We start from the raw sequence: 26,705 nt of genomic DNA, 5'->3' as shown, positions 1-26,705 counted from the left end.
TGCCTCTTTCTTTTAGGGCTATCTAATTACCTGGTATTCTCCTTAACTGGCATAGAATTCGGCAATGGTTTAAGATAAATCAATAGAATAATTTAAGTGGTATGAGTCCTGTAGTTTTTGCTACCACAGTACGGAAAAGGAGGATGTGCATGTTTCGAAGAGACTATATTGTCCGGATGATCGAAGATATGACGGCGATGGTTGCCAAGGTACTTACTCTAAAGCAGGAACGGAAGACGACAGAAGCTTTATGGGAAATCGATGAGCTGTTGAACCGGCATTTTCCGCTGAATTCACGTCTTTTAAATTCACTATCTGTAGAAGATATCATAGATATGTTTCGTTTTGGCGGTGTGGTTGAGTCCGATAAGCTTCAAGGTCTGGCCAAACTGCTGAAGGAAGAAGGCAGTATTTATGCCGCAAATGGCGATAAGGATGCAGCATTATTTAGAAGTATGAGAGCTTTACATTTATATTTGTACGCGGATCTTCACGGTGCAGACCGGGAGCTGCTGCATATGACTCAGGAAATTGATGAACTCTTGCAGGATGTGCAGGCCTATCGGCTCCCGGCTAAAACGGAGCGGCTACTGATGGAGTATATGGAGTCGGTAGGGCTATATAGTAAAGCGGAGGACAGCCTCTACCGGCTGTGGGAGCAGGGAGAAAATGTTGTAATAGAAGGGGATAAGCTATACAATCGACTGCTGCTCAAATCATCTGCAGAATTGGAACAAGGTACTCTTCCTCTGGAGGAAGTAGAGCAGGGGTTAAAAGAGTGGGGCAGGATAACAGCGATACGAAAGGAATCAGGAACCTGATGAATACGATGAATATCCCTTTATATATTATCGATGCTTTTGCAGAACAGGCTTATTCAGGCAACCCTGCGGCGGTATGTTTACTGGAGCATCCCGTCGATGAAGGTTATATGCAGAAGACAGCAGCGGAAATGAACTTGTCAGAGACAGCTTTTCTCTGGCCAGAGGAAGATGGATATCGCCTGCGCTGGTTTACACCTAAAGTTGAGGTCAAGCTATGTGGTCATGGGACTCTAGCAAGTGCACATGTATTATGGGAGAGGGGACTGCTAGCTCCTGATATGGAAGCAAGGTTCTATACACGCAGTGGGTTGCTCAGAGCTTCTCGTTCAGGAGATTTGATCTCACTGTACTTCCCGCCTTATCAGCTTCAACCCTCTCCTGTAATTTCAGGTCTCGCAGCAGCGCTTGGTATTGCAGAAGCGAATGTGGTGGAAACTATGCGATATGCTGACAATGTGCTTGTACGACTGGATCAGGAAGCACGGGTTCGCGAACTCAGCCCTGACTTCGGAGCTTTATCCGGGCTTGAAGGGAGAGGCTTCGCGGTTACCGCAGAAAGCTCTATCGAAGGTATTGATTGTGTATCACGTTTTTTTGCGCCGAAGGTAGGAGTGAATGAGGATCCGGTAACAGGCTCAGCGCATACTGCACTGGCACCTTTTTGGGCGGATAGACTCAATCGTACGCAGTTGACCGCTTATCAAGCTTCGAAACGTGGAGGTTTGCTTCAGTTAGAGGTAAGTAAAGACCAGATTAAGATGTCTGGGCGAGCATTAACTATAGTTAGTGGAGAGCTGCATGTTAAGCCCTGCTAGAACAAGGAACGCCCCTTGTTAACACGTGATATAATGAACGATGATGGTTAGGAGACATAGATTCTCCATTTTTAATCCCGAAAGTGAGATGTGCGTTGTGGAATCTTTAACAGCTCTAATTGAACAACTAATTAACGACCGTACTTTGATTACGGCTACCCTAAGTCAAGTGCGTTATAAAGGCGAAAATTGTACCAAGGTGCAGGTTAAACCTGTTGAACTAAAGGGTAAGCTGCATTATCAGTTTGCGTCCTATATTGGTACAAAGGTAGAACATCGCAACGTACCCGCAGAATTGGCGGCGGAAGAGATATCTCTTTTATTTAGAGAAACATATCGGCAAGGCTTGTTGTGTACAGTAGAAGCCGATTATCAGGTGCTTATTAGCAAAAAATTCAAAGTATCAATCCTAACTAAGTCTCCAAGTAAAAAAGAAGAGCCGGATCTAGCTCACAACCGCCGCAAACGTTATGTGCTGGAGGATGGAGAGCCTGTGCCATTTCTGGTGGAGCTTGGCATCATGAACAAAGAAGGCAAAGTGCTGGCCAAAAGATATGATAAATTTCGGCAGATCAATCGTTTTCTGGAGATGGTAGAGGACGTGCTTGCCGATCTGCCAACAGGCCGACCGTTGACGATTGTGGATTTTGGTTGTGGAAAATCATATTTGACCTTTGCACTGTATCACTATCTGACCGTTCGCAAGAAGCGGGAGCTTAATATCATTGGGTTAGATTTGAAAGCAGATGTGATTGAGCATTGTAACGAACTTGCTGCCAAAATCGGTTATGATCACTTGAAGTTCCTTGTGGGTGACATTGCTGAGTACAATGAGCTGGAGCAAGTAGACATGGTGATCACACTTCATGCTTGCGACACAGCTACTGATGCTGCCCTTGAAAAAGCGGTACGTTGGGGAGCGTCTGTTATTTTGTCCGTGCCTTGCTGCCAGCATGAATTATTCGCACAAATCGAAAATGAAGTAATGAGCCCTATGCTTTCGCATGGCATACTGAAAGAGCGTTTTTCCGCCTTGGCTACAGATGCCATTCGCGCCAAATTGCTCGACATGATGGGCTATAGCAGCCAGCTGCTGGAATTCATCGATCTGGAGAATACGCCGAAGAACATTTTGATTCGTGCCGTTAAGAGTTCAGCCGGGGACAACTCCGTCAAATGGCGCGAATACACCGCATTCCGCGATTTTCTGGGAGCAAAACCCTACCTCGAACGCGTATGCGCTGATCTGCTTCCCACTGGGAGTTCGGTAGAAGGGTAGAGGGTATTAAGGTAGAGAGCGTAGAACGGTAGGACTGTAGAATGGGCACTTATAGGTGCAGGCTAATTCGATCAGTTGTACTTTTTACAACTATATAGCTTTTTTAATGGGAAATTGGATAGTACAGCTAGTGCGATCAAATGGTTAGGACGGTACGGCTAGTGTGATCTAATGGTTAGGACGGTGCAGCTAGTGCGATCTAATGGCGAGTTGGTTTAGTTGTACTTTGTGCAACTAAATATGCTCAGAAGCTGCGTTTTAGTGATTTAGTTGCACTTTGTGCACTTAAAAACGAACAATACTCTGCATATGGCGGGATTCTCGAAAAACAGTTGCACAAAGTACAATTAAAGTGGAAGTAAGCAGCGAAAGCACGGGATTAGTTGCACTTTTTACAACTATATAGCTTTTTTGAATGGGAATTCGGATAGTACAGCTAGTGAGATCAAATGGTTAGGATGGTGCAGTGAGTGCGATCCAATGATGAGGACGGTACGGCTAGTGCGATCTAATGGTGAGTTGGTTTAGTTGTACTTTGTGCAACTAAATATGCTCTGAAGCTGCGTTTTAGTGATTTAGTTGCACTTTGTACACTTAAAAACGAACAATACTCCCCATACGGCGGGATTCTTGAAAAATAGTTGCACTAAGTGCAATTAAAGTGGAAGTAAGCAGCGAAAGCACGGGATTAGTTGTACTTTTTACAACTATATAGCTTTTTTGAATGAGAATTCGGATAGTACAGCTAGTGCGATCTAATGGTTAGGACGGTACGGCTCCTTTGTGGAGAGGTATCGTCTTTTTGCGTTCTAGTCTTGTATAAGGGAAATGTGGAAAGGATAGAGATAAATTAACGAATACAGGGGTATCTAAATGTGGCGTTTTAAAAAAGACTGGAGTCTGGAATCATCAATTGCATATATTTGTGGAGGCTTAGTGATAGCGGCTGGGGTGGGTGCTTGTTTGTTGCGGGGATTGTTTTTTACTGATGAGATGTATCCCTTTCTTACCTTATGGTTTGTGCTGTGTTGTGCGTGCTCGCTTTATATTCTTGTTGGGGTTGGCATATGGAGAAGAAGTGGGGGAGGAGTAGGTGCAGGTGCAGTAAGAGGTTTTACGGGAGTCAATGGGGTTAGTAAAGTTAGTGAAGTTAGTCAAGTTAGTGGAGAAAATAGGGCGTTAAGAATATTATTAAGCGTCCCTTTAATTATTCTATCGCTTTATGTGATTCATTGGTTGTGCGGGCCACTTTCTTCCCAGGGAACTATGAATGAAATGCTGCGGTGGGGCTTGTATGCTAGCTTTGCAATATTGGTTTGTTTTTGTGCGGTGAACCTGGTGGGACGCCGGATTTTAAATGTAATTTGGTCTATGCTGGGTATGACTTTATGCCTGAGCGCTTTATTGGCTGTGTGTGGAGTGGTAAAGTTGCCTTTCGCTGTGGCCTACAGCAATTCAGCAGAAGTGAGCGCCACAGGGGTTAGATTAGCAGGATTGATGGAATATCCGAATGCTTTTGGTGCTGTGATGGCTGTTTTTCTGCTGGAACGGCTATTTGCTGTTGCTGTTTATTATGGGGATCCAAAAAAGAGCACGAATATGTTGGGGGCAAGAAGTGTTGGGCTGGGGATGGAGTGCGCAGATGCGGAACGGAGGAGCAGAGGGGAAGAAGGCGTAGAAGCGGAGCAGGGAAAAGCGGGAAGCACGACCGCCGCGCTGCTGCGCTTGCTGCCGCTGTTCCCGTACACCGCCGCGCTGCTCCTCACCGAGTCGCGCGGCGCATGGCTGACGGCGGCTTGCGCCTGCGCCGCCGTCTTGCTCTGGAAGCGGCAGCTAATCGCGCCGCTTCTTGCTGCTGGCGCCGCGCCTGTGGCCGCCGCGGCGCTACTCTACCGCCAACTGGCCCGTGCCGGGTTGGCGGTAGAGCCAGTGCCCGGCCTGCTGTTGCTGGCCGGGCTTTGGGCCGGCGCGCTGCTAGCCGGCCTATGGCTGTGCCGCCGCCAATGCCAGCGCGGCGCGGCGGGCACTGCCCGAGCCGCCATGCTGGCATTGGCGGCGGCAGGTTGGACGGCGGCGGGGATCGCCGTCCTCCTGCACGTGCGCGAGCGGATCACCGGACCGTCATCGACGGTATCCGCGCGCGGGCTGTTCTACCGCGACGCCTGGCGGCTAGCGGTAGAGGCACCTTGGCTGGGACGTGGGGGTGAGACTTGGCGGCATTCATACCTTGCCGCCCAATCTCGCCCTTATGTAGGCAGCCAGGTGCATAATGGATACCTCGACATCCTGTTGAACTTAGGATTCGTTGGTCTTGCAGCCATACTCCTTATGCTGTTGGCAGCAGGCTGGCTGCTGGCTACTAAATCGCTGCGGTTGCTGCCGCCGTTTCTGGTCATCGTCTTGCACAGCGTCGTCGATTTTGATTGGAGCTATGGATTATTTTGGCTGCTGCTATTCTGGCTGCCAGCGATTGCTCTGGCTGAGCATAAGCAGAAACATCAATCTGCGCCAACCCACCCTCAGTCTGAGACCAAGCTGCCAACTCACTCCACATCCACGAACCCGCTCACCAATGTCACTACACCAGCGAATCCACTAATCGCTCACTCCACATCCACGAACCCGCTCACCAATGTCACTACACCTGCGAATCCACTAATCGTTCAATCCGCATCTACGAACCCGCTCACCAATGTCTCTGCACCTGCGAATCCACTAATCGCTAACTCTATATCTACGACCCCCCTTACCAATGTCACTACACCTGTGAATCCGCTAATCGCTCACTCTACATCTACGAACCTGCTCACCAACGTCACTACACCAGCGAATCCGCTAATAGTTTACCCTACATCCAAGAATCCGCCCCAAATCCGTCTTCGCCGACTAATCGGAACTGCGGCATGTTGTTTTTCGCTTATGCTGGGGGTGCTATCTTTTCACGCCGCTCAAGGAGAGAAGTTCTATCGACAAGCGATTATATCGGTGAGTCCTTCGGTGAAGGTAGAGTTGCTAGAGCAATCGCTGGCGTGGAATCCCCAGTCACCTCGAACGGCTATAGTATTATCTAGGCTGCTCTCGGGTGAACAGAGCGTAAGTCTGCTTCGGCAGAGTTTGTTGTATTCTCCCGAGAATGCCAGCTTAAGCTGGGAGCTGGCTGAACGATGGATGAGCAGCGACCATCCGGGGGCAGCGTTATATTGGATAGGCCAGAGCCTTAGGCTGGATAAGTACAACAATGCCAAGTGGGTGAAGGCGATTGAAGGGATGCTTCTTATGGGGCAAAAGAAGCTTGCAGAAGGAAATCGAAAGGAAGGCCTAATCTGTGTCGCCTCTGGGAATGAACTTCTTTTGAAATATAGAAGGTTGGCAGAAGAGGAGGCTAATAAAGGAGGGCAACATAATGACCGCGAGTTCCGAATGACAGAACAAGCCGACGACTTGAGTCGACGGCTTAGTATGTTTGCTTTACGATTTTAGCGGACGTGAAATCATCCAGGAGTAGAGAATGGGCACGATAATTGCAAGTACGAGTGCCGTAATAATAAGAAGCTGAGACAAGGCTCCGCTCAAAAAGGCTCCTGCAAAAATAAGTAGGCCACCGATCATCCACATTATCCCGGATAGGCGATGTGTTTTTCGCCATACCTCGGGGTTGGCGAGCGTCCAGGCTGTACGAACCCCAAACAAGTAATTATCTTTTACCTGTGGCATGTAGTTGCCGAGAGCAATAAACATTATTCCGACAGCTCCTATGGCGATCTTCCCAACGTTTATATCTTTACCTAGACCGTAAGCAATCGACAGCACCAGCATTAGATTAAAAAGCACCCCAATAGCAAGTCTGCTCATGGCATAGGCGTTTTCGAATTTTTTGTAATTTTCCCGCTTAGGATCGATGCTGCGTGTGAACTGCATGATTAGCGGGAGCACAATCCCTAAGATTCCGAACACAAAAATAGCAATATTTTTGTCCCAGTATCTGTTGACCTTACCCGTAATTCCAAACTGTGCTGGTAACTCCTGCGGCAGCTTGCTGTAATTGATCAGAGCGTAGGCTAATGTAGCTAAACCTAATATTACGATGAGGGTATCCTGCCATCTCCATTTGAAATCTTTCATCATTAATCCGCCTCCTTTTTGGAATCGATATCCTGACGTTGCTGCTTTCCGTCCAGCGATTTACTCTCCGTCTCCGTTTGCTTACCTGTACCAGTGAGCTCCAATAACCAACCGAGAACCTCTTCGAGGACTGTGGTGTTTAGCGAGTACATAATAAATTGTCCTTTTCGCTCATCCTGTACCAGATCGGCATGCTTCAGCGCATTCAGATGGTGAGAAATGCTTGGCTTAGACATGTTGAAAAAATCTGCGATTTCACCTGCGGTTCGATCTTTCTCCCTTAGTAACCGAATGATTTGGCGACGGGTAGGATCAGCTAGTGCTTTAAAGGATTCATTCATATTCCACCCTGCCTTTCGATATTTAAATAATTATCTAAATATATAATAGCTCTTCACTTTCATAGCTGTCAATGCAGTATTCACTTAGCAATAGCGTGTGTAAAAGTGTCACCGAATCTTTAAAATTAACTGCCGTCCAAAGCCGACTCCTGTTAATACTAACGATGGGCATGCATTCCTTGATGCACCGAACATACGATGCAGAGGAGCAGATATATGATACTAACCAATAAAGTCGCAATTGTTACAGGTGCAGGATCGGGGATTGGAGAAGCGATTGCTCTTCTTTTTGCCCAACAGGGGGCTAAAGTGATTGCTGCGGATATCCATCTGGACAATGTAGAAGCGGTGGCCAAAAAGGCAGAAACGGGTGAGGGACACGGAGTTATCTATCCCGTAAAGGCAGATGTCTCGAAGGAAGAGGACACACAGCGAATGATTGATGCCGCAACCACACAGTTTGGAGGCCTTCATATCCTTGTTAACAATGCCGGTATTATGGATAAAATGACGCCAGCGCACGAGATCACTGATGACATGTGGGAGCAGGTGCTTGCGGTCAACGTAACCGGTCCGATGAGAGCCATTCGTAAGGTTTTGCCGATTTTTATGGCACAGGAAAGCGGATGTATCATCAATGTAGCCTCTATTGGCGGCTTAGCGGGCTCGCGTGCGGGAGTGGCTTATACTTCCTCTAAACATGCTGTAATCGGGATGACCAAAAATATAGGATTTCAATACGCTAAGCTTGGAATTCGCTGTAATGCCATAGCGCCGGGCGGGGTAAAGACAAATATTGATCTGTCTGATCCAAGCCCTTTTGGGAGTCAAAAAGCGGGCGAAGGAATGGCGTCGATGCCACGGACAGGGGAAAGCAGTGAGATTGCTTCGGTAGCCTTATTTTTGGCTTCAGATGCTGCAAGCTTTTTGAATGGGTCGGTGATAACGGCTGATGCCGGTTGGATGGCTTATTAATTGAGCGCAGATAAAAAGGTGTTCATTTTCCCTTTATTGGTGGAATTTGTTCACCTTTTTTGTTTATGCCTGTTACTCAAACTCTTTTTAAGTGTGGATTGGAAGATGGAAGCTGCTTGCCACGTAAGTAGAAGTGATAAGGTTGCTTGTGCTAGAATAGGCTAAGAGAAACTGGAAAATATAGCAGAGCGGCAAAGCTTTTAAAAATATAAGAAAGTATAAGATTAGTATCTATGCTTTTATGTTCTTATATTTCACTCGCTTAAACGCTTAGCGTCTTATAAAGATGCCAAAGGCGATTAGCTTGATACATGTAGCCATATTCTGCGGAAAAGGGAGGAGGAGCACGTTTGCATTTTATTTCTGATCTGATCTCGACATTATTTGAATGGATTCAGAGTCTTGGTTATTTTGGGATTATGATCGGACTGATGATTGAAGTTATTCCGAGTGAAATTGTATTGGCTTTCGGTGGTTTCTTGGTATGGAGTGGAGATATTAATTTTTTCGGCGCAGTATTGTTTGGTACGATAGGCGGAGTGATTGCCCAGATCTTTGTATATTGGATTGGCCGTTATGGGGGCAGGCCTGTACTGGAGAAATACGGGAAATATATTCTTATCCAAAAGAAGCATATTGATCATTCGGAAGAGTGGTTCAATAAATATGGGACAGGCGTAATCTTTACGGCACGCTTTATTCCCGTTGTTCGCCATGCCATTTCCGTTCCAGCGGGGATTTCTCGTATGCCTTTAGGTAAGTTCACTTTATTGACTACACTTGCTGTTATTCCATGGAGTGCTTTGTTTGTATATCTCGGTATGACATTGGGGAATAAGTGGGAAGATATTGACGAAGTAGCAGCTAAGTACACCAACGAAATTATTCTTGTAGCGTTAGCACTAATCATCATTTATTTTGTGTATAAGTGGTTTAAATCCAAGAAGAGAGGGACTGCAAAATGAAACCGAATGTAGCTCATAAATTTGGAAAAGGTCTTACACCGCGCCAATTTGTAGAAAGCATGACGAAGAACCAGCAGGCTTTTGAATCCTGGTATGAGAAGTTTTCTTGGGAAGATGAGAGCGACAAGGAATATTTCGAAAGTCTGAACCATCGTGACGATTTGCGGGTACTTATCCTTGCCGCTGATTGGTGTGGAGATGTAGTACGTAATGTCCCTGCGGTTTTCCGTATTTTGGAGACTGCCGGAATGAAGACAGAGGTATTCATTTTGGAAGAGAATCAGGAGCTTATGGATGAATTCTTGACCATGGGCGGAAGATCTGTTCCGATTGTGATCTTTGCGGATACCGGCGGATACGTGCTTGGACATTGGGGTCCTCGTCCAGAGCATGTGCAGAGCCTAATGAGAGAGTTCAAACGTGAGAATCCTGATCGTGAGGCTGCTGATTACGACAGCAAAATCGCAGAAGTACGTAAGGCTATGGGGCATGCTTATGGGGAAGGAACGGAATCACAGGCAGTTATCGCAAAAGAGCTGCGTAGTCTGATTTCCGGATTCTAGACCGATGCTAAATATACGTTCGTTTAATTTAGGTCCGCTTCAGACCAATGCATACTTGCTGACAGGTGCGGATCCAACGAAGGGAATCATTATTGATCCCGGCATGAATCCTGCGGCATTAGTGCGGAGTATCGAAGGGATGGAGATCGAGGCTATTTTGCTAACGCATGCGCACTTTGACCATATGGGCGGCGTAGACGAAATTCGTAAAGCTAAGAAATGTCCTGTTTATTTACATCCACTAGAAAGTGAATGGCTCAGCAGCCCTAAGCTGAATGGTTCATTGATGTGGACTGATATTTCGCCTCCTCTGACTACAGATCCTGCAGAGTATGATCTGGCAGAAGGACAAGTTCTGCAATTCATCGGACATACCTTCCGGGTGTACCACACACCTGGGCACTCTCCGGGCAGTGTCAGCTTCCTATGCGGGAATGATTTATTCTCTGGAGATGTACTGTTTAAGATGGGAGTTGGGCGCACCGATTTGCCTGGTGGCAGAGAACGTGATTTGTTCGATTCTATTCGTGGCAAGCTGTACAAAATGGATGATGAAGTGAAGGTTTATCCAGGTCACGGCTCACGAACAACTATCGGTTTTGAAAAAGTTCGTAACCCTTATATTCCTCAATAAACAGTCATTCTAGTAGAACTGACAAGAATCGGGGAATTTTTGATAGACAAAGGGATACAAAAGGACTACACTATTGTTAATTAAATGTAACATTAACCTCGCGAAGCACGCAGACTGCGGAATTAATCCCGGTTTGCGTTCTTTTTTTTGTCTACATATAGGTTTAAAAGCATGGGGGGAAATAGATTGGAGAAGAATATGTATTACCCGTTGGATTACGGATGGTATGACTCCAAGGAGAAATGGACTAGTTTTTGCAGCAGTAAATGCCAATGTTTTTCAGAATGTTCTGGAAGGGGAGGTTTTTGTACTTCCATAGAACGCAGGGACATACAATCTGAGAATAAGGATGGGAGAATACCAGTGGTTTCAGGAGGCGAGCCCAGAAGAACGCCTCTTTTTTGGCATTTTCCAGCAGAAGCAGGATTGCTTCAGCCATGGCGGCGTAAGCTCTGGGAGCTCAAAAAATAATATTAAAACGGAATGAACGAATCACTATACATAATCGTATTACAAATAAGAACTAATCCTGAATGGAGGGGCAGATGAGCGATCAGGCGCTGGAGAAAATCAGGCAGGCACAGCAGGGAGATACTTCAGCACTGTCTTCACTGCTGCGAGAACATTATACTTTTTTGTTCAAATATTTACTTAAAGTGACTATGGACCCGTTACTGGCAGAGGATCTTGTACAGGACACGATGGTCAGATGTATGGAAAAAATCAATACCTATAACGGTTCTTCTTCGTTCTCCTCTTGGTTAATCACCATAGCTACCAGAATATTCATCGATCGAAAGCGGCGCTGGAAACGTGAGGCAGATTGGAAGAAACGGGAACAACAGGCCCAGGGCACCCGTTCGATTCGTTGGCGGTTTGAAAGCAGGGGGGAAGAATGGAGTGAAGTACTCGATTCCATCTCCAAGCTACCCTCTGCTCAGAGGGTAGCTGTGCTGCTGAAGCATTATTATGGCTATAGCTATGAAGAAATCGGTGTGATCATGCAAATTCCTTCAGGCACGGTCAAATCGCGTGTATCCCTTGGTCTTAACCAATTGCGAAAGGAGCTGAATGAGGATGGAGAAGGATAAGGAGCCAGAACTGTATTTGCACAAGCTTACTGAAGAGCTTGAGCGTTTGGATGCGCAATATGATGATATCACCCCACCTTCGTTACAGGAACTGGAGTGGTTAATGGCTGATGCAGCTGTGCACAGAAAGAGAAGGGAACGTAAAGAACTACTGTTATTCTGGGGGGTCTCATTGATCCTGATCTGCGCATTTCTATCCATTCTCACTTCTGCACCCATGATCTATTGGATTATTCAGGCGATCATTCCTGTTGTAGGACTGGGTGGCTTAGGGATCGCCAGGATCAGAAGAAATAGAGAAGGTGTACAAGAATGAATGAGCTACAAGATGTGCCTCTTTGGTTGTGGTTTGGCATAGCAGTAGCATTAATGCTGCAAGGGACCTTACTGTTCCGGGATGCAAGACGGCGCGGAAAAAAAGCTTGGTTCTGGGGATTGTGGGCGATTACTACAGTTCCGTCCCCAGCATTAGTCTACTTACTCGTTGTCATACTTCCTGACCGACGTAGAAGGAAGAAGCAGTTGTAAAGCTTTAGTAAGAAGCTCGTTCCTTTCATCCTATTACAAGGAGTGGTACTTCATGGAAGAGGTAAAATGGGGTTTAATCATGCCGTTAATTATTCTTCAGGCTTTGCTTGCAATTATTGGACTGATATCACTGGCCAAAGCGGATAACGTTCGTGGCCCAAAATGGATGTGGATTATTATCATTATTTGCGGAAATATATTAGGTAGCGTAGCTTATTTCACAATAGGAAGGAAAGATGTCTGATGTCACTCCTTCAAGTTATGAATTTGCGCAAAAGCTATGGGGCGCATATTTCCGTAAATGATATAAGTTTTGAAATTGAGAAAGGACGGTGCGTCGCTTTATTGGGGCCTAACGGTGCTGGGAAAACGACCACACTTCGTATGCTGGCAGGGCTGCTTGAACCCACCTCTGGCATGATTTCATTTGAGGGGAGCCGTCCTGGAGCCGAATATCGCAGAGGATTAGGATATGTGCCACAGTCTCCAGCTTTTTATGGGTGGATGACTGGACATGAGTATGTTGTTTTCGCTGCAAAGCTTAGTGGAATGGGAACTAAAGACGCAACCAGCAGGGCATTGGAATCGCTCGAGCGTGTAGGGCTTAAAGGTGATGCTCGTCGCCGGATTGGTGGATACTCCGGCGGGATGAAACAGCGGCTGGGTCTGGCTCAGGCGCTTGTGCATCGGCCTCGTCTGTTATTGCTTGATGAGCCTGTATCTGCACTTGATCCGATTGGCCGCAGAGAAGTAATGGGACTGGTGCGGGAAATACGTGAGGAGACAACTGTAGTTTTCTCTACACATGTGCTGCATGATGCAGAAGAAATTTGCGATGATATTATTTTAATGAATCAAGGCTTGATTGCTGAGAAGGGATCTTTATCACAGCTTCGTTCACAATACAGCCTTCCTGTTATTCGTTTACGTACGGAGAAGCAAGAAAAAGCTATTCAGTGGCTGGAGTCTCTTGCTGCCAAACCGTTTGTACTGGAGACTCAGTTGTTCGGAGATCATGCCATTTTTAATGTCAACGATGTAGACATGGCCCGTTGGACGATTCTGCAAGAAGCGGCGCAGCTCGAAATTCCATTACTGCAATTTGAAGCGGGTTCTTCCACGTTAGAGGATTTATTTATGAAGGTGGTGGGAGTATGAGAAGCGCCTGGGTCCTTTATCGCAAAGAAATGCTCGAAATGGCTCGCAGTTATAAGTTAATCTGGATACCTGTCGTTTTTATCCTATTAGGCATTATGCAGCCGTTAACTACTTATTATTTGCCGGAAATATTAAAAGCTTCAGGTGATGTTCCTCCAGGTCTCCTAGAGGGGTATGAAATACCGAGTGCCGCAGCTGTGATGGCGCAATCTTTGGGACAGTACGGAACGATCGGAATGTTAGTATTGGCGCTTGGCGCGATGAATGTTTTAGCTGGTGAGCGCTATAGCGGAACTATGGAATTAATTCTGGTAAGGCCGGTTTCTCCAGCCGCAATAGTGTTCGCTAAATGGGCAGCACAGCTGACCCTGTTGATCGTTGCTCTAGGATTAGGTGCAGCGGGCGCTGCTTACTACACGGAGCAGTTGATTGGTTCACTATCTTGGGGAGATGTCATCGCAGCTGCTGGAGTATATGGATTGTGGCTGTTATGTGCTGTATCAGCTACGTTGTTGTTTAGTGGGTTTTTAAAATCCCCAGTTGCCGCTTTTTTAGCATTGGTGCTAATGGCAGCATTATCATTAGGCCAAAGCTTATTGCCTTCATGGTTTGAATGGGCACCTGCGGGGCTTGCCGGGTTGTCGGCTGAAATCCTTATGGCTGGAGAAGGATTCAGGGTTGGACCCTATCTTTCAGCAGCTATTTTGATCTTGATTTGTTTAGTGGGTGCTGCACTTTTGACAAGGAAGAATAACTTAACCGCTTGAAACTTAAGTTATGTTTTTATTAAATATAGTATATTTTCATAGAATTTGTAGGATCGGCCAGCCTTCAACTAGACAGTTCTATCTTTTTTTAGTAGACTGTTGAAACAAGCAAAATCTTGAAAGATTTTGGGGTTAGGAGGTAGGGCGATGCTGCGTTTAGGAGAGAAGATTGTCATTGTTGCGGACGCTTTCGAGCAGAGTCTTCCTATCGGGGAATACGGCTACCTAATTGCTTACGACCGCAATCCCGATAATGCGTTTGACTATGTTATTCGTGTACCAGAGGCGAATAGGAACTTTTATGTTCCGGCTGAGGACATTGAGGCGGAAGAACATTTATTAGTAGCTGAGGCTGAAAGAGCAACGCATGAAGCGTTGATTGATTACGCTTTGTCCACGTACAATGAGAAGCTGTTCCATCATTTGATGAACGGTGAAGATATGGATATAGAAGAGACGGAATCAACGTCAAGCGAAAGCATGTCCCAAGCGGATTTCATCAAACAAGTGAATCTTCGAGCTTGGATTTAAGGAAGGCCGGCGCAAGCCGGCTTTTTTGTTTTGTCATAAAAAGTATTTCCCCCACATTAATCCTCTGAATTTACACATCATTTTCAAAATCTTTTCTTTTATTCCTTCTTTATAGTTTTCGAAAGTTTGTTTTTTATTTTTTTGGTATACAACCAATCTCCTGTTTTATGTATCTAAATTATTGAGAGCCGAATACGAGAATGCAGATCTGCGGTATAGGCGTTTTAACTTAAATAAAGGAGAACCTCAAGTGAAGATGATAACCGCTGTTCAAAAAGCGAGAAATGGCGATAAAGAAGCGTTTATCCAGCTATGCCGGCAGATTGAACCTGAAATGTACGGCATGGCCCGATCTATTTTGGGCAGGGACGAGGAATGTGCAGATGCCATGCAGGAAGCCACCCTAAAGGCTTACCGGTCTATCCATGGATTGCGGCAACCAGAATTTTTCAAGACATGGATGCTTCGCATCCTTATAAACGAATGTCATAAGCTCCAACGCAAGCGGACAAATATTGTGGAGTTTGGAGATCCCCTTACTGCTTTGGAATGCCATTCCTCCGGTGCAGAATATGAGAAAATTGAGCTGCGGGAAGCAGTAGAACGATTGGATACTTCGCTCCAGACCGTGATATCGCTGCATTATTTTCAGGACATGCCCGTTAAGCAAATTGCCGATCTTCTGAATATTTCCGAAACGGCAGTCAAATCGCGCCTCTACAGAGCAAGAAAAAACTTATTGAATGGATTCTAATGATATTTAGAAAGGATGGAACAGATGAAGAAGAGAACAGCGCAAGAGCTTGAATTGCTTTTGAAAGATATGGACATCCTCCCGGCAAATGAGCTTCCCTCTATGATTCGCCAACGTCAAGAGGATACGTATACAATGCTGGATCATGTGAAGATAAAGAGATCCACGCACGAATTTCGTAATGTTAAGAGGACAGCGCTTGGCTTCGGGGCAGCTCTTGTTTTGGGGGTTATCGTGCTTGGAGGCGGCTTTACTTCTCCCGCATTGGCTAGGTCGCTGGAACGTATTCCGTTAGTCAATAGTATTTTTGAGCTCGCAGGTGATATGGGACTTCAAGCGGCGAGTCGCCAAGGCTTAACGACTGCAGTTGATACCAGTGATCAGGTTCAAGATGTTATTATCCGTGCTAATGAAGTTATATATGACGGCACACGGCTTTCTGTAGCGTTGAAACTTGAAGGTGAAGATGAAGAGGGAGTATTCAGTGGAGACATTCAGGATTTGCAGGTATTTATTGATGGACAGCCTTTAAACGCTGCTGGGGAGGAAGAAGAGGATTCTTTTAAACACAATATTGGCCTTATCCTTTCTCCGGGAGTAGATGAACAATCGTTGATTTTGCAATTTTCAGAGAAATCCTATGATGAGGGAGGCATTACTTTACCAGAGCAGTTCCAAATGACAGTAAAAGGTCGTCTGTCCGGAATCGATGATGATTTTCAAATTGAAATTCCTGTAAAAAAGGATACGAGTCATAATATTGTTCAGCAACCCGGAATCAGTCAAACTTACAATGATGTAACGACCACAGTGGAGAAGATTACACAGACTCCGGCAACTACACAAATACGGATGAGTGCTGTAGCCCTCGAGGGTATTCCTTATACTTATCTGACAGATACCAATAACCTGGCATTAAATTATGAAGTCTATGATGATAAAGGTAACCTGTTGCAATATGTAAACGGCACCAATGGTTGGTCGGATTCGAAAAAGATAGATGACACAATCCATTATAGTCTTAAAGAGGATGTTAATATTGTACCGCTGCCCAAGGATGTAAAAGCACTGACAATCAAAACCTTTTTCTACAAATATACTGGAGAGGGTAGTGGAAAACGAAATTTGCTAGACAATAATGGATACCCGGCAGTCGAATATATTCCGCAGCTGGAAATGACAATCCCTATATATTGATGAACGATACGCTCCTTTAAAATGTGTAGGAATCCCCTTCACTTTGATAAAGGAGCGTTTGTTTTACAGCCCATCATTGAATTGTCCAAGCTTCTACAATATAATTAAAAACGTTATCCGGGCGCTTTAGCCCTTTAAACAGGAGGGATTTTTCTTATGAGCATTACCGTTAAAGATGTGCAGCATGTGGCCAAGCTGGCTCGTCTGCAGCTGAGCCCGGAAGAAGAGGCAACCTTTACAGAACAAATGAATGCTATTTTACAATATGCCGAGAAATTAAATGAGCTAGATACGGAGAATGTAAAGCCGACCACGCATGTGCTGCAAGTCAGCAATGTAATGCGGGAGGATGTTGTGAAGGATAGCCTTACGCAAGAGGAAGCACTTCTTAACGCTCCAGATGATGAAGACGGACATTTCAAGGTTCCAGCTGTTTTGGAATAACTACATAATTAGAAAGGGGGAAGAATCTTGAGCCTGTTTCAAAATCGATTGCCTGAAGTACACCGCATGTTAACTGCTAAAGAGGTATCGGTCAGTGAACTGACTGAAGAATCGCTGGCGATTATCGCTGAGCGGGATAAGAACGTAAATGCATTTTTGACCTTGAACGAGGAGGGCGCACGTGCGACAGCACGCGCTTTGGACGATAAACTGGCATCCGGAGCAGCACGTGGATTGCTGTTTGGTCTTCCTGCCGGAATCAAGGATAATATTGTAACTAAAGGCCTGCGCACAACTTGTGCCAGCCAATTTTTGAGCGATTTCCAGCCGATTTATAACGCTACTGTAGCTTCTAAATTGCAGCAGGCAGATGCCGTAACAATCGGTAAATTAAATATGGATGAATTCGCAATGGGCGGATCTAATGAGAATTCAAGCTTTGGTCCTGTACGCAATCCTTGGGATTTAGAACGTGTGCCGGGCGGTTCCAGTGGCGGATCTGCTGCAGCAGTAGCTGCGGGCGAAGTGTTCTTCTCACTAGGTTCGGATACTGGGGGTTCCATCCGCCAGCCAGCTTCCTATTGTGGTGTTGTAGGTCTCAAACCTACTTACGGTCTTGTATCACGTTACGGGCTGGTAGCCTTTGCTTCCTCACTCGATCAGATAGGACCATTAACACGTAATGTAGAGGATTCTGCCTATGTGCTTCAAGCGATTGCTGGTTATGATGCCCAAGACTCTACTTCTGCTAAAGTAGAAATTCCTGATTATTTGAGTTCACTGACTGGTGATGTTTCCGGACTTCGCATTGCTGTACCTAAGGAATATTTGGGAGCAGGTGTCGATGCTTCTGTGCGTGAGACAGTCTTGTCTGCACTTAAAGTGCTGGAAGGAATGGGTGCTGTCTGGGAGGAAGTATCATTACCGCATACGGAATACGCAGTAGCAGCTTATTATTTGCTGTCCTCTTCGGAAGCTTCATCTAACCTTGCGCGTTTTGACGGTGTGCGTTATGGCGCACGTGTAGATGAAGGCGGAGGATTGCTTGATCTATATCTTAATTCCCGCAGCCGCGGCTTTGGCCCTGAGGTCAAACGCCGTATTATGTTGGGTACTTATGCACTCAGCTCCGGGTATTACGATGCTTACTATTTAAAAGCACAAAAGGTACGCACTTTGATTAAACAGGACTTTGATGACATCTTTAAAAAATATGATGTGGTCATCGGGCCAACAGCGCCAACGACAGCATTCAAATTGGGCTCACAGACTGAAGATCCGCTGACCATGTATCTGAACGATATTCTCACGATTCCTGTAAGCTTGGCGGGTATTCCTGCTGTGAGCGTTCCGTGTGGTTTTGCGGAAGGCATGCCTGTAGGTCTGCAAATTATCGGTAAGGAATTTGACGAGAGCACGATTCTGCGTGTCGCTCATGCCTTTGAACAAAATACAGATCATCACAAGCAGCGTCCACAGCTGTAGTAAAGGAGGGAATGGGATTACTTATGTCTAAATACGAAACGGTCATCGGCTTGGAAGTTCACGTAGAGCTTCATACCAACTCCAAAATCTTTTGCGGATGCTCCACTGAATTTGGAGCCCCACCTAACACTCATACCTGTCCTGTCTGCTTGGGTCACCCCGGCGTATTGCCAGTGCTCAACAAACAAGCGGTAGAATACGCTATGAAAGCAGCGATGGCGCTGAATTGCACCATTGGTGATGTTAGCAAATTCGACCGCAAGAACTATTTTTACCCGGATTCACCAAAAGCTTATCAGATTTCACAATTTGATCAGCCTATCGGGCTGAACGGTTGGATCGACATTGAAGTTAATGGAGAGACCAAACGGATCGGCATTACTCGTCTTCATTTGGAAGAGGATGCAGGTAAGCTTACGCACGTAGATGGCGGTTTTGCCTCGCTTGTCGATTTTAACCGGGTGGGAACACCGCTTATCGAAATCGTATCCGAGCCTGATCTGCGCTCTCCTGAGGAAGCTCGTGCTTATCTGGAGAAAATCCGTGCGATTATGCAGTATTGTGACGTATCCGATGTCAAGATGGAAGAAGGATCGATGCGCTGTGACGCGAACATCAGTCTACGCCCAGAAGGACAAGAGGAATTCGGCATTAGAGCAGAGCTTAAGAACATGAACTCCTTCCGCGGTGTATTGCGTGGACTGGAGTATGAGCAATATCGTCAGGCTGAGATCCTGGATGATGGTGGAGTTGTTGTGCAAGAGACTCGCCGCTGGGATGAAGCACAAGGGAAAACATTATCGATGCGCGGGAAAGAAGAAGCGCATGATTATCGTTACTTCCCGGACCCGGACTTGATCGTTCTGCATATTGATGATGCTTGGAAAGAATCCATTCGTTCAACGATTCCAGAACTTCCGGATGCACGGAAAGCTCGTTATAGCGAGGAACTGGGCCTGACAGCTTATGATGCAGGCGTTATTACATCCTCTAAACTGTTAGCGGACTTTTTCGAAGGATGTCTTGCCTATACGCAGGATGCCAAGGCTGTAGCTAACTGGATTATGGGTGACTTGCTTGCCTATTTGAATGGTAATAATCTGGAGTTGTCGCAGGTACAAATTACACCACAAGGGCTAGGCGAGATGATCGGACTGATTGCAGCCGGAACCATCAGCAGCAAAATCGCTAAAACAGTATTTAAAGAAATGCTAGAGAGCGGTAAACTGCCAGCTGTTATCGTAGAGGAAAAAGGTCTGGTGCAGATCAGCGATGAAGGTGCTATTAAAGGGATTGTGGAAGCAGTCGTAGCCGCCAATCCGCAATCTGTGGAAGATTATAAAGCAGGTAAACAGAAAGCAATCGGCTTCCTGGTCGGACAAGTTATGAAAGAAAGTAAAGGTAAGGCGAATCCGGGTCTTGCTAATAAACTTCTCATCGAGGTATTGAGCAGCTAAACGCTTGTCGTCCATAAAAGGACGCCGAAGGCGTTTATACTTGGGGTAATATACTTATGTAATAAGCTAAGGGCTTGTCGGCAACGGCAGGCCCTTAGCGGCATATAAGGGGACTGGTTAGGATGAATACAATTAACAAGCTAAATCTGCAGGATGAAAGCACCGTTAATGAATTATGGAGTCTTCAGCATAAGGCCTATAGACTGGAAGCTGAACTAATCGGCTTTCGTGAAATTCCACCTTTGATGGAGACGAGAGAAATGCTGAGCAGCTCTAAAGAGGATTTTTATGGCTGCTTCGATAAAGATGAGGAACTAATGGGTGCTGTTGCTGTAGAGGAAGAATCTCCTGGCAAATTGACGATTACACGAATGATGGTGGGGCCGGACTTTTTTCGCAGAGGTATTGCTAGCCATCTTTTGGAATATGTATTTGAGCATTTTGCAGGGATGGAGCAATTCATTGTGTCGACAGGCAAAAAGAATACACCCGCCGTTTCGTTGTACAGTAAACATGGCTTTATGCCCACCGGTGTGGAGGAAGTCGCTCCAGGAGTTGAATTGATTGAATTTCATCGGAGTGGTTCTCTTTGAAAAAAGATATTCATAGACAACTATTTACGAAAGGAGGAGTCCAAAATGAAACATGACTCTGCAATGCTCCCAGAGCAGGAAGAACTGCAAGATTCTGTTGATATAGAGACTAAGGAGAATGAGATACAGAAGAGGATTATTCCTCCGCGTCCGAAGCGGCGCCACCGCAAACGTAAATTTATCGCTGGACTGCTGGCAGCTCTCATCCCTGGGACGGGGCATTTGTATTTTGGGCTTCTCCGAAAAGGGATCACCTTCATCTTTCTAATTCTTTTGGATATCTCAGCTTTATTGTATTTCTCATCCATCGGGATGCAGATTAATGTTCCACTACTTATTTTACTTGCGCTCATTATTCCGGCGATCTATTTTTATAACGTGTATGACGTATTGCAATCAGCGGATAGGCTTCTTCGCTTCCCAGAGGATCATGAGCTTGATATCCCTGTGACCAAAGCAAACGTGGCTCCTAAGCGTCGTAGTATCGTCAGCGAGCCTGGGATATCCTTTGGGCTCTTACTGCTATTAGGGGGCGCCCTGCTTATTCTGTTCCGGCAAAAACCAACATGGCTCCAGTTCTTTATTGAACATTATGCTGAAATGGCTGTATCTGTCATTATAGTATGCGGTGGCTTATTTATAGGAGCTAGAGAAATTGCCAGAGCAGTTGTGCAGCGTAAAGACAATGAACCTCGCAAGCGGCGCGTAGGAAGATATACGGCTTCTGTATTGCTGATAGCTATTTCTGTTCCTTTGTTTTTGGATTGGAGAGAGGGAACTGACTATATGCTCCTGCTCTTGAAGTGGTGGCCAGTCATCCCGGTGTTATGGGGGATTGAGTTCCTGCTGATGTTTATCTTCTCTAACCGTTCAGCCAAGGGAACCAGAATCAGATTGGATTTACGTGGGCTTTTATCCGCTATATTGCTAGCTGTGAGTGTATTTATTGTTGCGGAGCAAGAACATTATTTATATCTATGGAAAAATGTCAGTCTTAATCTGACGGCAGCAGCAGTGGATTATGGTGAGGCTAAAGGCAGCAAATATCAGAAAGCCCCGCTAATTGTTCCGGTGGAATTAAATACAGCCAAAATATCTATTGATAGTATTAATGGCGATATTTTATTGCATCGCGCTCCAGTGGATGATATTCAAATTACGACGACAGTTTGGGTAGATCAGTTGGATGGGCCGATGGCTGAAGCTATTTCAGAACAGTCCTTTGTGGACGTTGTTGAAGGGCCCAACATAAAAATAACCTCAAATAGCAAGGCTTATGGAGAATCCGGCAAACGCCAGCCACGCATGGATTTAGATATTTACTTGCCGGAGGATCGCCGCTTTAACCTCGATGTTCGCACCATGAATGGCGGGATCACATTGCAGAATGTAGAAGCCATTGAAGACATTTCTCTGGAAACGGGGAATGGAGAGCTGATCCTTCATCGTATCTTTGGTAATGTTAAGGGAAAAACACTGAATGGAGCTGTCCGTGCCAGATCTGTTCAAGGCAGCGTTGATTTAACGACGAGCGGTGGCAATATGAATGCTTGGGATGTTACCGGTGCTTTGAAATTATCGACGGCTGTCGGCAATATTAGTGCGATCGGAAATAGCAATGATATCGATATTACTACTAAAAACGGTAATTTAGAGGTTGATGGAGCCAGATCCAAGCTACATGCCGAATCTCTAAATGGTACCATTGATGTTCGCTCTTCAGATGTCGCTGGAGACTGGGATATTTATAGCGCAGTTGGTGATATTCAATTGTATTTGCCAGTGTTAAGCAACTATACAGTGAATGGTTCCAGTGGATATGGTGATATTACTTCAGATTTGCCTGAACTTACAATTGATAAGAAAAAAGTATCAGGTGAAGTGGGGACCGGTGAGTTCAAGCTTCATGTTGAAGGAAATAGCAATCTAAATGTTAGGAAATATTGAAAAAAGTAATTTTTCTTATATAATAATAAATATAATGTATAGACTTCGTTGACAACATTGAAAAACCAGTCTTACAATCTTAAGAAGTACTTCTTTTATTTTTAAATTCAAAAGGCGGTGACAGTAATGGGGAGTGGAGTACAACATGCACTGGAACAATTAAAGACAACAGGTGTCCGTATAACGCCCCAGCGTCATGCGATTCTTACGTATTTGATGGAAGCAATGAATCATCCTACAGCTGACGATATATACCGGGCGCTAGAGCCGAAATTTCCGAGCATGAGCGTTGCAACTGTATATAATAATCTCAAGATGTTTATGGAAGCCGGCATGGTTCGCGAGTTGACCTACGGGGATAGTTCCAGTCGTTTTGATGCCAATGTATCTGATCATTATCATGTCATCTGTCAGCTATGCGGTAAGATTGAAGATTTTAGTTATCCATCGCTTCATGATGTAGAGATACATGCGGAGCAGGAAACGGGCTTCAAAATTACGGGTTTGCGTATGGAATTGCATGGAGTTTGCAAATGTTGCAGAGAGAAGCAACAATAAGACAGAATACTACAGTACTCAAGGGCGTATAGCCAAGCTACACAATAAACGTGTGAAATCCGAAAGCGGAGGACTCACGTTTTTATTTTTTTCAAAATAACAAAATATAGTGAAAATGACTAACTTATACTGGTTATCCGGAACCAAGTGGATGTTATAATCGTATTGTTAGACTTAACTTAAAATCATCTAGTATTTGGAGGATATATTTTGGACAGAAGATATAGACAAAAACGCGTTAAAAAGCGCGGAGGTCTTTTCCGACGCTTTTTTGGACTTTTGCTCATTGCGGCAGCAGCTTATTGGGTTGTGTTTTTTGTATTGCCAAATCGCCAGCACATCGATCCAGACTGGAAAGGCCTAGAACATCCTATCTTCGTAAAAGGAGAGCTAACAGGATATTCCGCATCAGGGACCGGTGATAGCATGCTTTTGCCTTTACCATTACTGCAGGAACATGTGGACTCCTCTATTCGTTATGAAGAAAAGACTAAATCGGTCATCCTATCAACGGAAAGTGAACTTCTATATATGCAAGAGGATAAAACCGATGCTAGTCTGAACAATCGTCCGCTGCAGCTGCGGCTGGCACCTGAAGTTAAGGAGAAGATAACCTATCTTCCTGCAGATGTATTAGAGGACCTTTATGGATTTGAAATTGAAGAGGATACGACCACCGGGGCTGTGCTGTTAATGATAGCAGGGGAGACTGTACCTCTGGGGAAAGTGAAAGGTGAAGCAGGAGATAAGACAGTCGCTCTTCGCAACGAAGCGTCGATTCACGCACCCATCGTGGCGGATATGTCCCCAGGAGCCAGTGTGAGTATTTGGAATAAGGAAAATGAGGACTGGCTGTATGTGCAGTTAAGCAGCGGTTACGCGGGTTATGCCAAGGCTAGTGATATTATCTCGGACGGTCAAAAGACAGTGGAACCCAAAAGCACCACTCCCTCACGGGCAGAACGAAGCTGGAAAGGGAAGTCAGTGAATTTGTATTGGGAAGCTGTTTATCAACGCAAACCTGACCCAAGTACATTCGGTGAGCTACCGGGCGTTAACGTGGCTAGCCCGACTTGGTTCAGTATCATAGATGGTGATGGGAATGTGCGCAGTCAGGCTGATAGTACGTATGTGCAGTGGGCCCATGAGCGCGGTTTGGAAGTATGGGGGCTGCTCAGCAATAGCTTTGAACCAGACATAACCACTGAGGCATTGTCGAGCTATGAGAAGCGGATGAACGCGATCGTACAGATCCTCGAGTATTCAGATTTATACAAGCTGGATGGAATTAATATTGACTTTGAGAATGTATATACGAAAGACGGGGAGAATGTTACACAATTTATGCGAGAGCTAAAACCTATGGCTCAAGCCAAAAACTTAATCGTCTCCATAGACGTAACCCCTAAATCCAACAGTGAGATGTGGTCAGCATTCCTTGATCGTAGGGCTCTTAATTCAGTAGTTGATTATCTTATTGTTATGGCTTATGACGAGCATTGGGCTGCTAGTCCTGTAGCGGGCTCTGTTGCGTCTCTGCCGTGGGTAGAAAGCTCGTTAAGCCGGATCATAGAGGAAGACGATGTGCCGCCTGAGAAGCTGATTCTAGGGATTCCACTGTATACTAGAATTTGGACTGAGGCCCAGGTGGATGGCAAGACCAAAGTAAGCTCTAAATCGGTTAGTATGAATGCCGTTGAAAAAATTATTAAAGAGAAGAAGCTAACCCCAACCTTTGATAAGGCAGCTGGGCAGAATTACGTTGAGTATAAGGAAGATGGCGCTCTTAAAAAAATATGGATCGAAGACAAAGTTTCTTTAAAAGCTAGAGTTGAGCTTGCTAAGTCTTTAGGGCTTGGTGGCATCGGTTCATGGAATCGCAGCTTTAGTAATCTGTCTGCGTGGGAGGCATTACAAGGGATTCATAAGTAATTATTATTTCATTCATAATAAACAAAGGGGCTCCCAATATAGGGGCCCCTTTGTTGTATTAAGCAAATGTTTGATTGCATTATAAATCGCTAGTAATAAGCTTCTGTAAGATGTGTTTTATTGATTAAGCTGCTGACTCTTAAGTTGTTCCGCAGTAATATTGGCCTCAGCTGGATCCATAGTAAGGATGGTATGGCAGAACATACAGCGGTCTGTTTTGCCCAGCATTTTGGTCAGCTTGTGACATTCAGGGCATTCCAGTTGGACTGCGCTAGTTGACAGCATCCCAGCCCAGAAATAGATTGCAAGACTTGCCATCATTGAGATTAAACCGATTACAAGACCGATTCCAGCGAATACTTTTCCAGTTGAGCCCCAAAACACGATGCCCGCTGTACCCAAAACCATAAGTCCCATTCCGAGCATTGTGAGCAGTAATCCCCATGTGCGAAAAGCGTTGATCTTAGCCGTTTTAAACTTCATGAGTGTTTGCTCCTAACTAAATATAGTTGGGTTGTCCAGAAGGAACTGTCTTTCATATGTAGAATAATAATTATAACTGAATTATAACTGACTGGACGCAAAATCGCCAAATTTAATGGAGGGAAGCATGGAACTGTCCAATGTAACTTTGTTGAGTGGAGAAACGTTTGATGAGAATGTTTTAGGAGCGGTCGTTTTGCGGCAGAATGGGGATATTCCGTTTCAAAGCGCACTTCTTCAAGATTTTGATATGATAGTGTTAGTATTGCATGAAGAACAGGATAGAGAGCATATTGTTCGCCATACCATTGCCGGTGACCAACGGACCCAGTCAGTCCATATCGGCCTATTTGCTTTGGAGCAGGCTGTTATGGCAGGGGATAATAACGAACTTCTTATCAGTTTGATGAGGGGGGAAGTGATCTGGGACCCCAAGGGAATACTCGAGGAAATGCGCAGCGAGATATTGCAATTTGAAGGACCGATCAAGGAACGGGTCGCATTTATGGAGTTTGCCCGCTTTTTGCATATGTATGTGAAATCCAAGCGCTATATAGAGGCTGGCTTTATTATGGATGCTTACAACTGTGTATTGATAGCCTTATATCATTGGGCAAGAATAGAAGTGAGTGAAGTGGGTGCTTTCCCCGAGCCAGCTATTTGGGAGCAGGTTAAAAGCATGAATACCTCTGTTCATAAACTTTATGAGGAGTTAACGGTCAGTACTGAGACCTTAGAGCAACGTGTGGAGCTTGTGCTTCTTGCATGTGAATTTGGGATTATGTCCAAAATGACGGACTGTTGTCTATTGCTCTTTAATATTTTGAATAGCCGTAAGGAAGCATGGAGCATTAAAGAATTACTGCAGCATTCAGGTCTGAGTCAATTAGAGTCTGAACTACCCCTTGTTTTACGAAAGCTGGTTTCTCGTTCGCTAATCCGAGAGATTACATCTTGGGCTGATGTTCACGAGGGAGAAGGGCATGCGATCCGCTATACATTATAGAGATGAATTAGATACAGTAGAAGATGTTTAATTATAGAGAGATGAGCAAGGATAGGGAGAGGCTGAGCACTCTCTTTTTTATTTGTTTACTAATATGAAACGCTCATATTTATTCAGAAAAATTAATGGTTGACTCTTTCCTTGTTCATGTGTTAAATTATAACTCGTCCCTCTGACACAGAGATGTGCTTTCGAAAACATTCGAAAGACAACCGAAAAAAGAAATTAAAAAAAAGGTTGACTAAAACGAGGGTGC

The 26,705-nt window shown here is 45.1% G+C and carries 28 protein-coding genes; 25 read left to right on the top strand and 3 right to left on the bottom strand.

What is annotated here, in order from left to right; genetic code table 11:
- Positions 1-149: 149 nt before the first annotated feature.
- The 4 genes from NYE35_RS27160 (at position 150) to NYE35_RS27145 (ending at position 6,398) form a co-directional block, all read left to right on the top strand.
- Complete coding sequence (locus tag NYE35_RS27160; RefSeq protein ID WP_341122269.1) at positions 150-821, top strand: DUF6483 family protein; 672 nt, start codon at positions 150-152, stop codon at positions 819-821.
- Entirely contained in the window at positions 779-1,639 is an 861-nt protein-coding gene (locus tag NYE35_RS27155; RefSeq protein ID WP_235219441.1) for a PhzF family phenazine biosynthesis protein, read from the top strand. Before NYE35_RS27160 ends, NYE35_RS27155 begins: the two co-directional genes overlap by 43 nt.
- An 88-nt stretch (positions 1,640-1,727) precedes the next feature.
- Complete coding sequence (locus NYE35_RS27150; RefSeq protein ID WP_081382568.1) at positions 1,728-2,918, top strand: class I SAM-dependent methyltransferase; 1,191 nt, start codon at positions 1,728-1,730, stop codon at positions 2,916-2,918.
- A gap of 873 nt (positions 2,919-3,791) precedes the next feature.
- Positions 3,792-6,398: an O-antigen ligase family protein gene (locus tag NYE35_RS27145; RefSeq protein WP_341122267.1), complete on the top strand. Its 2,607-nt coding sequence runs from the start codon at positions 3,792-3,794 to the stop codon at positions 6,396-6,398.
- On the opposite strand, the gene NYE35_RS27140 is transcribed toward NYE35_RS27145, so the two are convergent.
- Together NYE35_RS27140 and NYE35_RS27135 are read right to left on the bottom strand one after the other, a co-directional pair.
- Positions 6,387-7,043: an SdpI family protein gene (locus NYE35_RS27140; RefSeq protein WP_076104198.1), complete on the bottom strand. Its 657-nt coding sequence runs from the start codon at positions 7,041-7,043 to the stop codon at positions 6,387-6,389. The two genes, NYE35_RS27145 and NYE35_RS27140, sit on opposite strands and share 12 nt — an antisense overlap.
- Positions 7,043-7,381: an autorepressor SdpR family transcription factor gene (locus tag NYE35_RS27135; RefSeq protein ID WP_051491108.1), complete on the bottom strand. Its 339-nt coding sequence runs from the start codon at positions 7,379-7,381 to the stop codon at positions 7,043-7,045. Before NYE35_RS27135 ends, NYE35_RS27140 begins: the two co-directional genes overlap by 1 nt.
- A gap of 216 nt (positions 7,382-7,597) precedes the next feature.
- Between NYE35_RS27135 and NYE35_RS27130 the strand changes: the two genes are divergently transcribed.
- The 20 genes from NYE35_RS27130 to NYE35_RS27035 all read left to right on the top strand — a co-directional run bounded on the left by NYE35_RS27130 (position 7,598) and on the right by NYE35_RS27035 (position 24,960).
- Positions 7,598-8,356, top strand: a complete 759-nt coding sequence (locus NYE35_RS27130) for a glucose 1-dehydrogenase (protein ID WP_076100948.1) — start codon at positions 7,598-7,600, stop codon at positions 8,354-8,356.
- 350 nt (positions 8,357-8,706) lie between these two features.
- Positions 8,707-9,321, top strand: a complete 615-nt coding sequence (locus NYE35_RS27125; RefSeq protein ID WP_036680184.1) for a DedA family protein — start codon at positions 8,707-8,709, stop codon at positions 9,319-9,321.
- Positions 9,318-9,884 carry a thioredoxin family protein gene (locus NYE35_RS27120; RefSeq protein WP_038573311.1) on the top strand — a complete coding sequence of 189 codons (567 nt, stop codon included), beginning with the start codon at positions 9,318-9,320 and terminating at the stop codon, positions 9,882-9,884. Before NYE35_RS27125 ends, NYE35_RS27120 begins: the two co-directional genes overlap by 4 nt.
- A gap of 4 nt (positions 9,885-9,888) precedes the next feature.
- Positions 9,889-10,518 carry an MBL fold metallo-hydrolase gene (locus NYE35_RS27115; RefSeq protein ID WP_076100951.1) on the top strand — a complete coding sequence of 210 codons (630 nt, stop codon included), beginning with the start codon at positions 9,889-9,891 and terminating at the stop codon, positions 10,516-10,518.
- A 545-nt stretch (positions 10,519-11,063) separates the two neighbouring features.
- Positions 11,064-11,609 (top strand): RNA polymerase sigma factor SigY, encoded by a 546-nt coding sequence (gene sigY, locus NYE35_RS27110; protein WP_036680178.1) that lies wholly within the window; start codon positions 11,064-11,066, stop codon positions 11,607-11,609.
- Positions 11,596-11,925: a YxlC family protein gene (locus NYE35_RS27105; RefSeq protein WP_036680177.1), complete on the top strand. Its 330-nt coding sequence runs from the start codon at positions 11,596-11,598 to the stop codon at positions 11,923-11,925. The genes sigY and NYE35_RS27105 overlap by 14 nt, the downstream gene beginning before the upstream one ends.
- Complete coding sequence (locus tag NYE35_RS27100; RefSeq protein WP_036680176.1) at positions 11,922-12,137, top strand: hypothetical protein; 216 nt, start codon at positions 11,922-11,924, stop codon at positions 12,135-12,137. The genes NYE35_RS27105 and NYE35_RS27100 overlap by 4 nt, the downstream gene beginning before the upstream one ends.
- Positions 12,138-12,189: 52 nt before the next feature.
- Positions 12,190-12,381: a PLDc N-terminal domain-containing protein gene (locus NYE35_RS27095; RefSeq protein ID WP_036680175.1), complete on the top strand. Its 192-nt coding sequence runs from the start codon at positions 12,190-12,192 to the stop codon at positions 12,379-12,381.
- Positions 12,381-13,295, top strand: a complete 915-nt coding sequence (locus tag NYE35_RS27090) for an ABC transporter ATP-binding protein (RefSeq protein ID WP_038573303.1) — start codon at positions 12,381-12,383, stop codon at positions 13,293-13,295. The genes NYE35_RS27095 and NYE35_RS27090 overlap by 1 nt, the downstream gene beginning before the upstream one ends.
- Positions 13,292-14,062: an ABC transporter permease subunit gene (locus tag NYE35_RS27085; protein WP_076104199.1), complete on the top strand. Its 771-nt coding sequence runs from the start codon at positions 13,292-13,294 to the stop codon at positions 14,060-14,062. Before NYE35_RS27090 ends, NYE35_RS27085 begins: the two co-directional genes overlap by 4 nt.
- Positions 14,063-14,209: 147 nt before the next feature.
- Entirely contained in the window at positions 14,210-14,593 is a 384-nt protein-coding gene (locus NYE35_RS27080) for a hypothetical protein (protein ID WP_036680170.1), read from the top strand.
- 256 nt (positions 14,594-14,849) lie between these two features.
- Positions 14,850-15,347: a sigma-70 family RNA polymerase sigma factor gene (locus tag NYE35_RS27075; RefSeq protein WP_036680329.1), complete on the top strand. Its 498-nt coding sequence runs from the start codon at positions 14,850-14,852 to the stop codon at positions 15,345-15,347.
- A gap of 24 nt (positions 15,348-15,371) precedes the next feature.
- Positions 15,372-16,544, top strand: coding sequence for a DUF4179 domain-containing protein (locus NYE35_RS27070; RefSeq protein WP_341122266.1), 1,173 nt, complete (start codon positions 15,372-15,374; stop codon positions 16,542-16,544).
- A 156-nt stretch (positions 16,545-16,700) separates the two neighbouring features.
- A complete protein-coding gene (gene gatC / locus NYE35_RS27065; RefSeq protein ID WP_036680166.1) occupies positions 16,701-16,988 on the top strand; it encodes an Asp-tRNA(Asn)/Glu-tRNA(Gln) amidotransferase subunit GatC in 288 nt (95 codons plus the stop codon).
- Positions 16,989-17,015: 27 nt separating this feature from the next.
- Positions 17,016-18,473 carry an Asp-tRNA(Asn)/Glu-tRNA(Gln) amidotransferase subunit GatA gene (gatA, locus tag NYE35_RS27060; protein WP_036680165.1) on the top strand — a complete coding sequence of 486 codons (1,458 nt, stop codon included), beginning with the start codon at positions 17,016-17,018 and terminating at the stop codon, positions 18,471-18,473.
- 11 nt (positions 18,474-18,484) lie between these two features.
- A complete protein-coding gene (gatB, locus tag NYE35_RS27055) occupies positions 18,485-19,930 on the top strand; it encodes an Asp-tRNA(Asn)/Glu-tRNA(Gln) amidotransferase subunit GatB (protein ID WP_036680163.1) in 1,446 nt (481 codons plus the stop codon).
- A 122-nt stretch (positions 19,931-20,052) separates the two neighbouring features.
- Positions 20,053-20,523, top strand: a complete 471-nt coding sequence (locus NYE35_RS27050; protein WP_036680161.1) for a GNAT family N-acetyltransferase — start codon at positions 20,053-20,055, stop codon at positions 20,521-20,523.
- 45 nt (positions 20,524-20,568) lie between these two features.
- Positions 20,569-22,470, top strand: coding sequence for a DUF4097 family beta strand repeat-containing protein (locus NYE35_RS27045; protein ID WP_341122264.1), 1,902 nt, complete (start codon positions 20,569-20,571; stop codon positions 22,468-22,470).
- 126 nt (positions 22,471-22,596) lie between these two features.
- Positions 22,597-23,028, top strand: a complete 432-nt coding sequence (gene perR, locus NYE35_RS27040; RefSeq protein ID WP_036680160.1) for a peroxide-responsive transcriptional repressor PerR — start codon at positions 22,597-22,599, stop codon at positions 23,026-23,028.
- A 210-nt stretch (positions 23,029-23,238) separates the two neighbouring features.
- Entirely contained in the window at positions 23,239-24,960 is a 1,722-nt protein-coding gene (locus NYE35_RS27035) for a glycosyl hydrolase family 18 protein (RefSeq protein WP_341122262.1), read from the top strand.
- 117 nt (positions 24,961-25,077) lie between these two features.
- Here NYE35_RS27035 and NYE35_RS27030 read toward each other — a convergent pair whose 3' ends face one another.
- A complete protein-coding gene (locus tag NYE35_RS27030; protein WP_036680151.1) occupies positions 25,078-25,443 on the bottom strand; it encodes a DUF2614 family zinc ribbon-containing protein in 366 nt (121 codons plus the stop codon).
- A gap of 127 nt (positions 25,444-25,570) precedes the next feature.
- On the opposite strand from NYE35_RS27030, the gene NYE35_RS27025 reads away from it, so the two are divergent.
- A complete protein-coding gene (locus tag NYE35_RS27025; RefSeq protein ID WP_036680149.1) occupies positions 25,571-26,449 on the top strand; it encodes a nucleotidyltransferase-like protein in 879 nt (292 codons plus the stop codon).
- Positions 26,450-26,705 lie beyond the last annotated feature (256 nt).

The organism is Paenibacillus sp. FSL L8-0494, assembly GCF_038003695.1.
GTDB lineage: Bacteria > Bacillota > Bacilli > Paenibacillales > Paenibacillaceae > Paenibacillus_AQ > Paenibacillus_AQ odorifer.
Note: the sequence above shows the minus strand (reverse complement) of the source record. Positions and strands in the feature narration are given on the sequence as shown.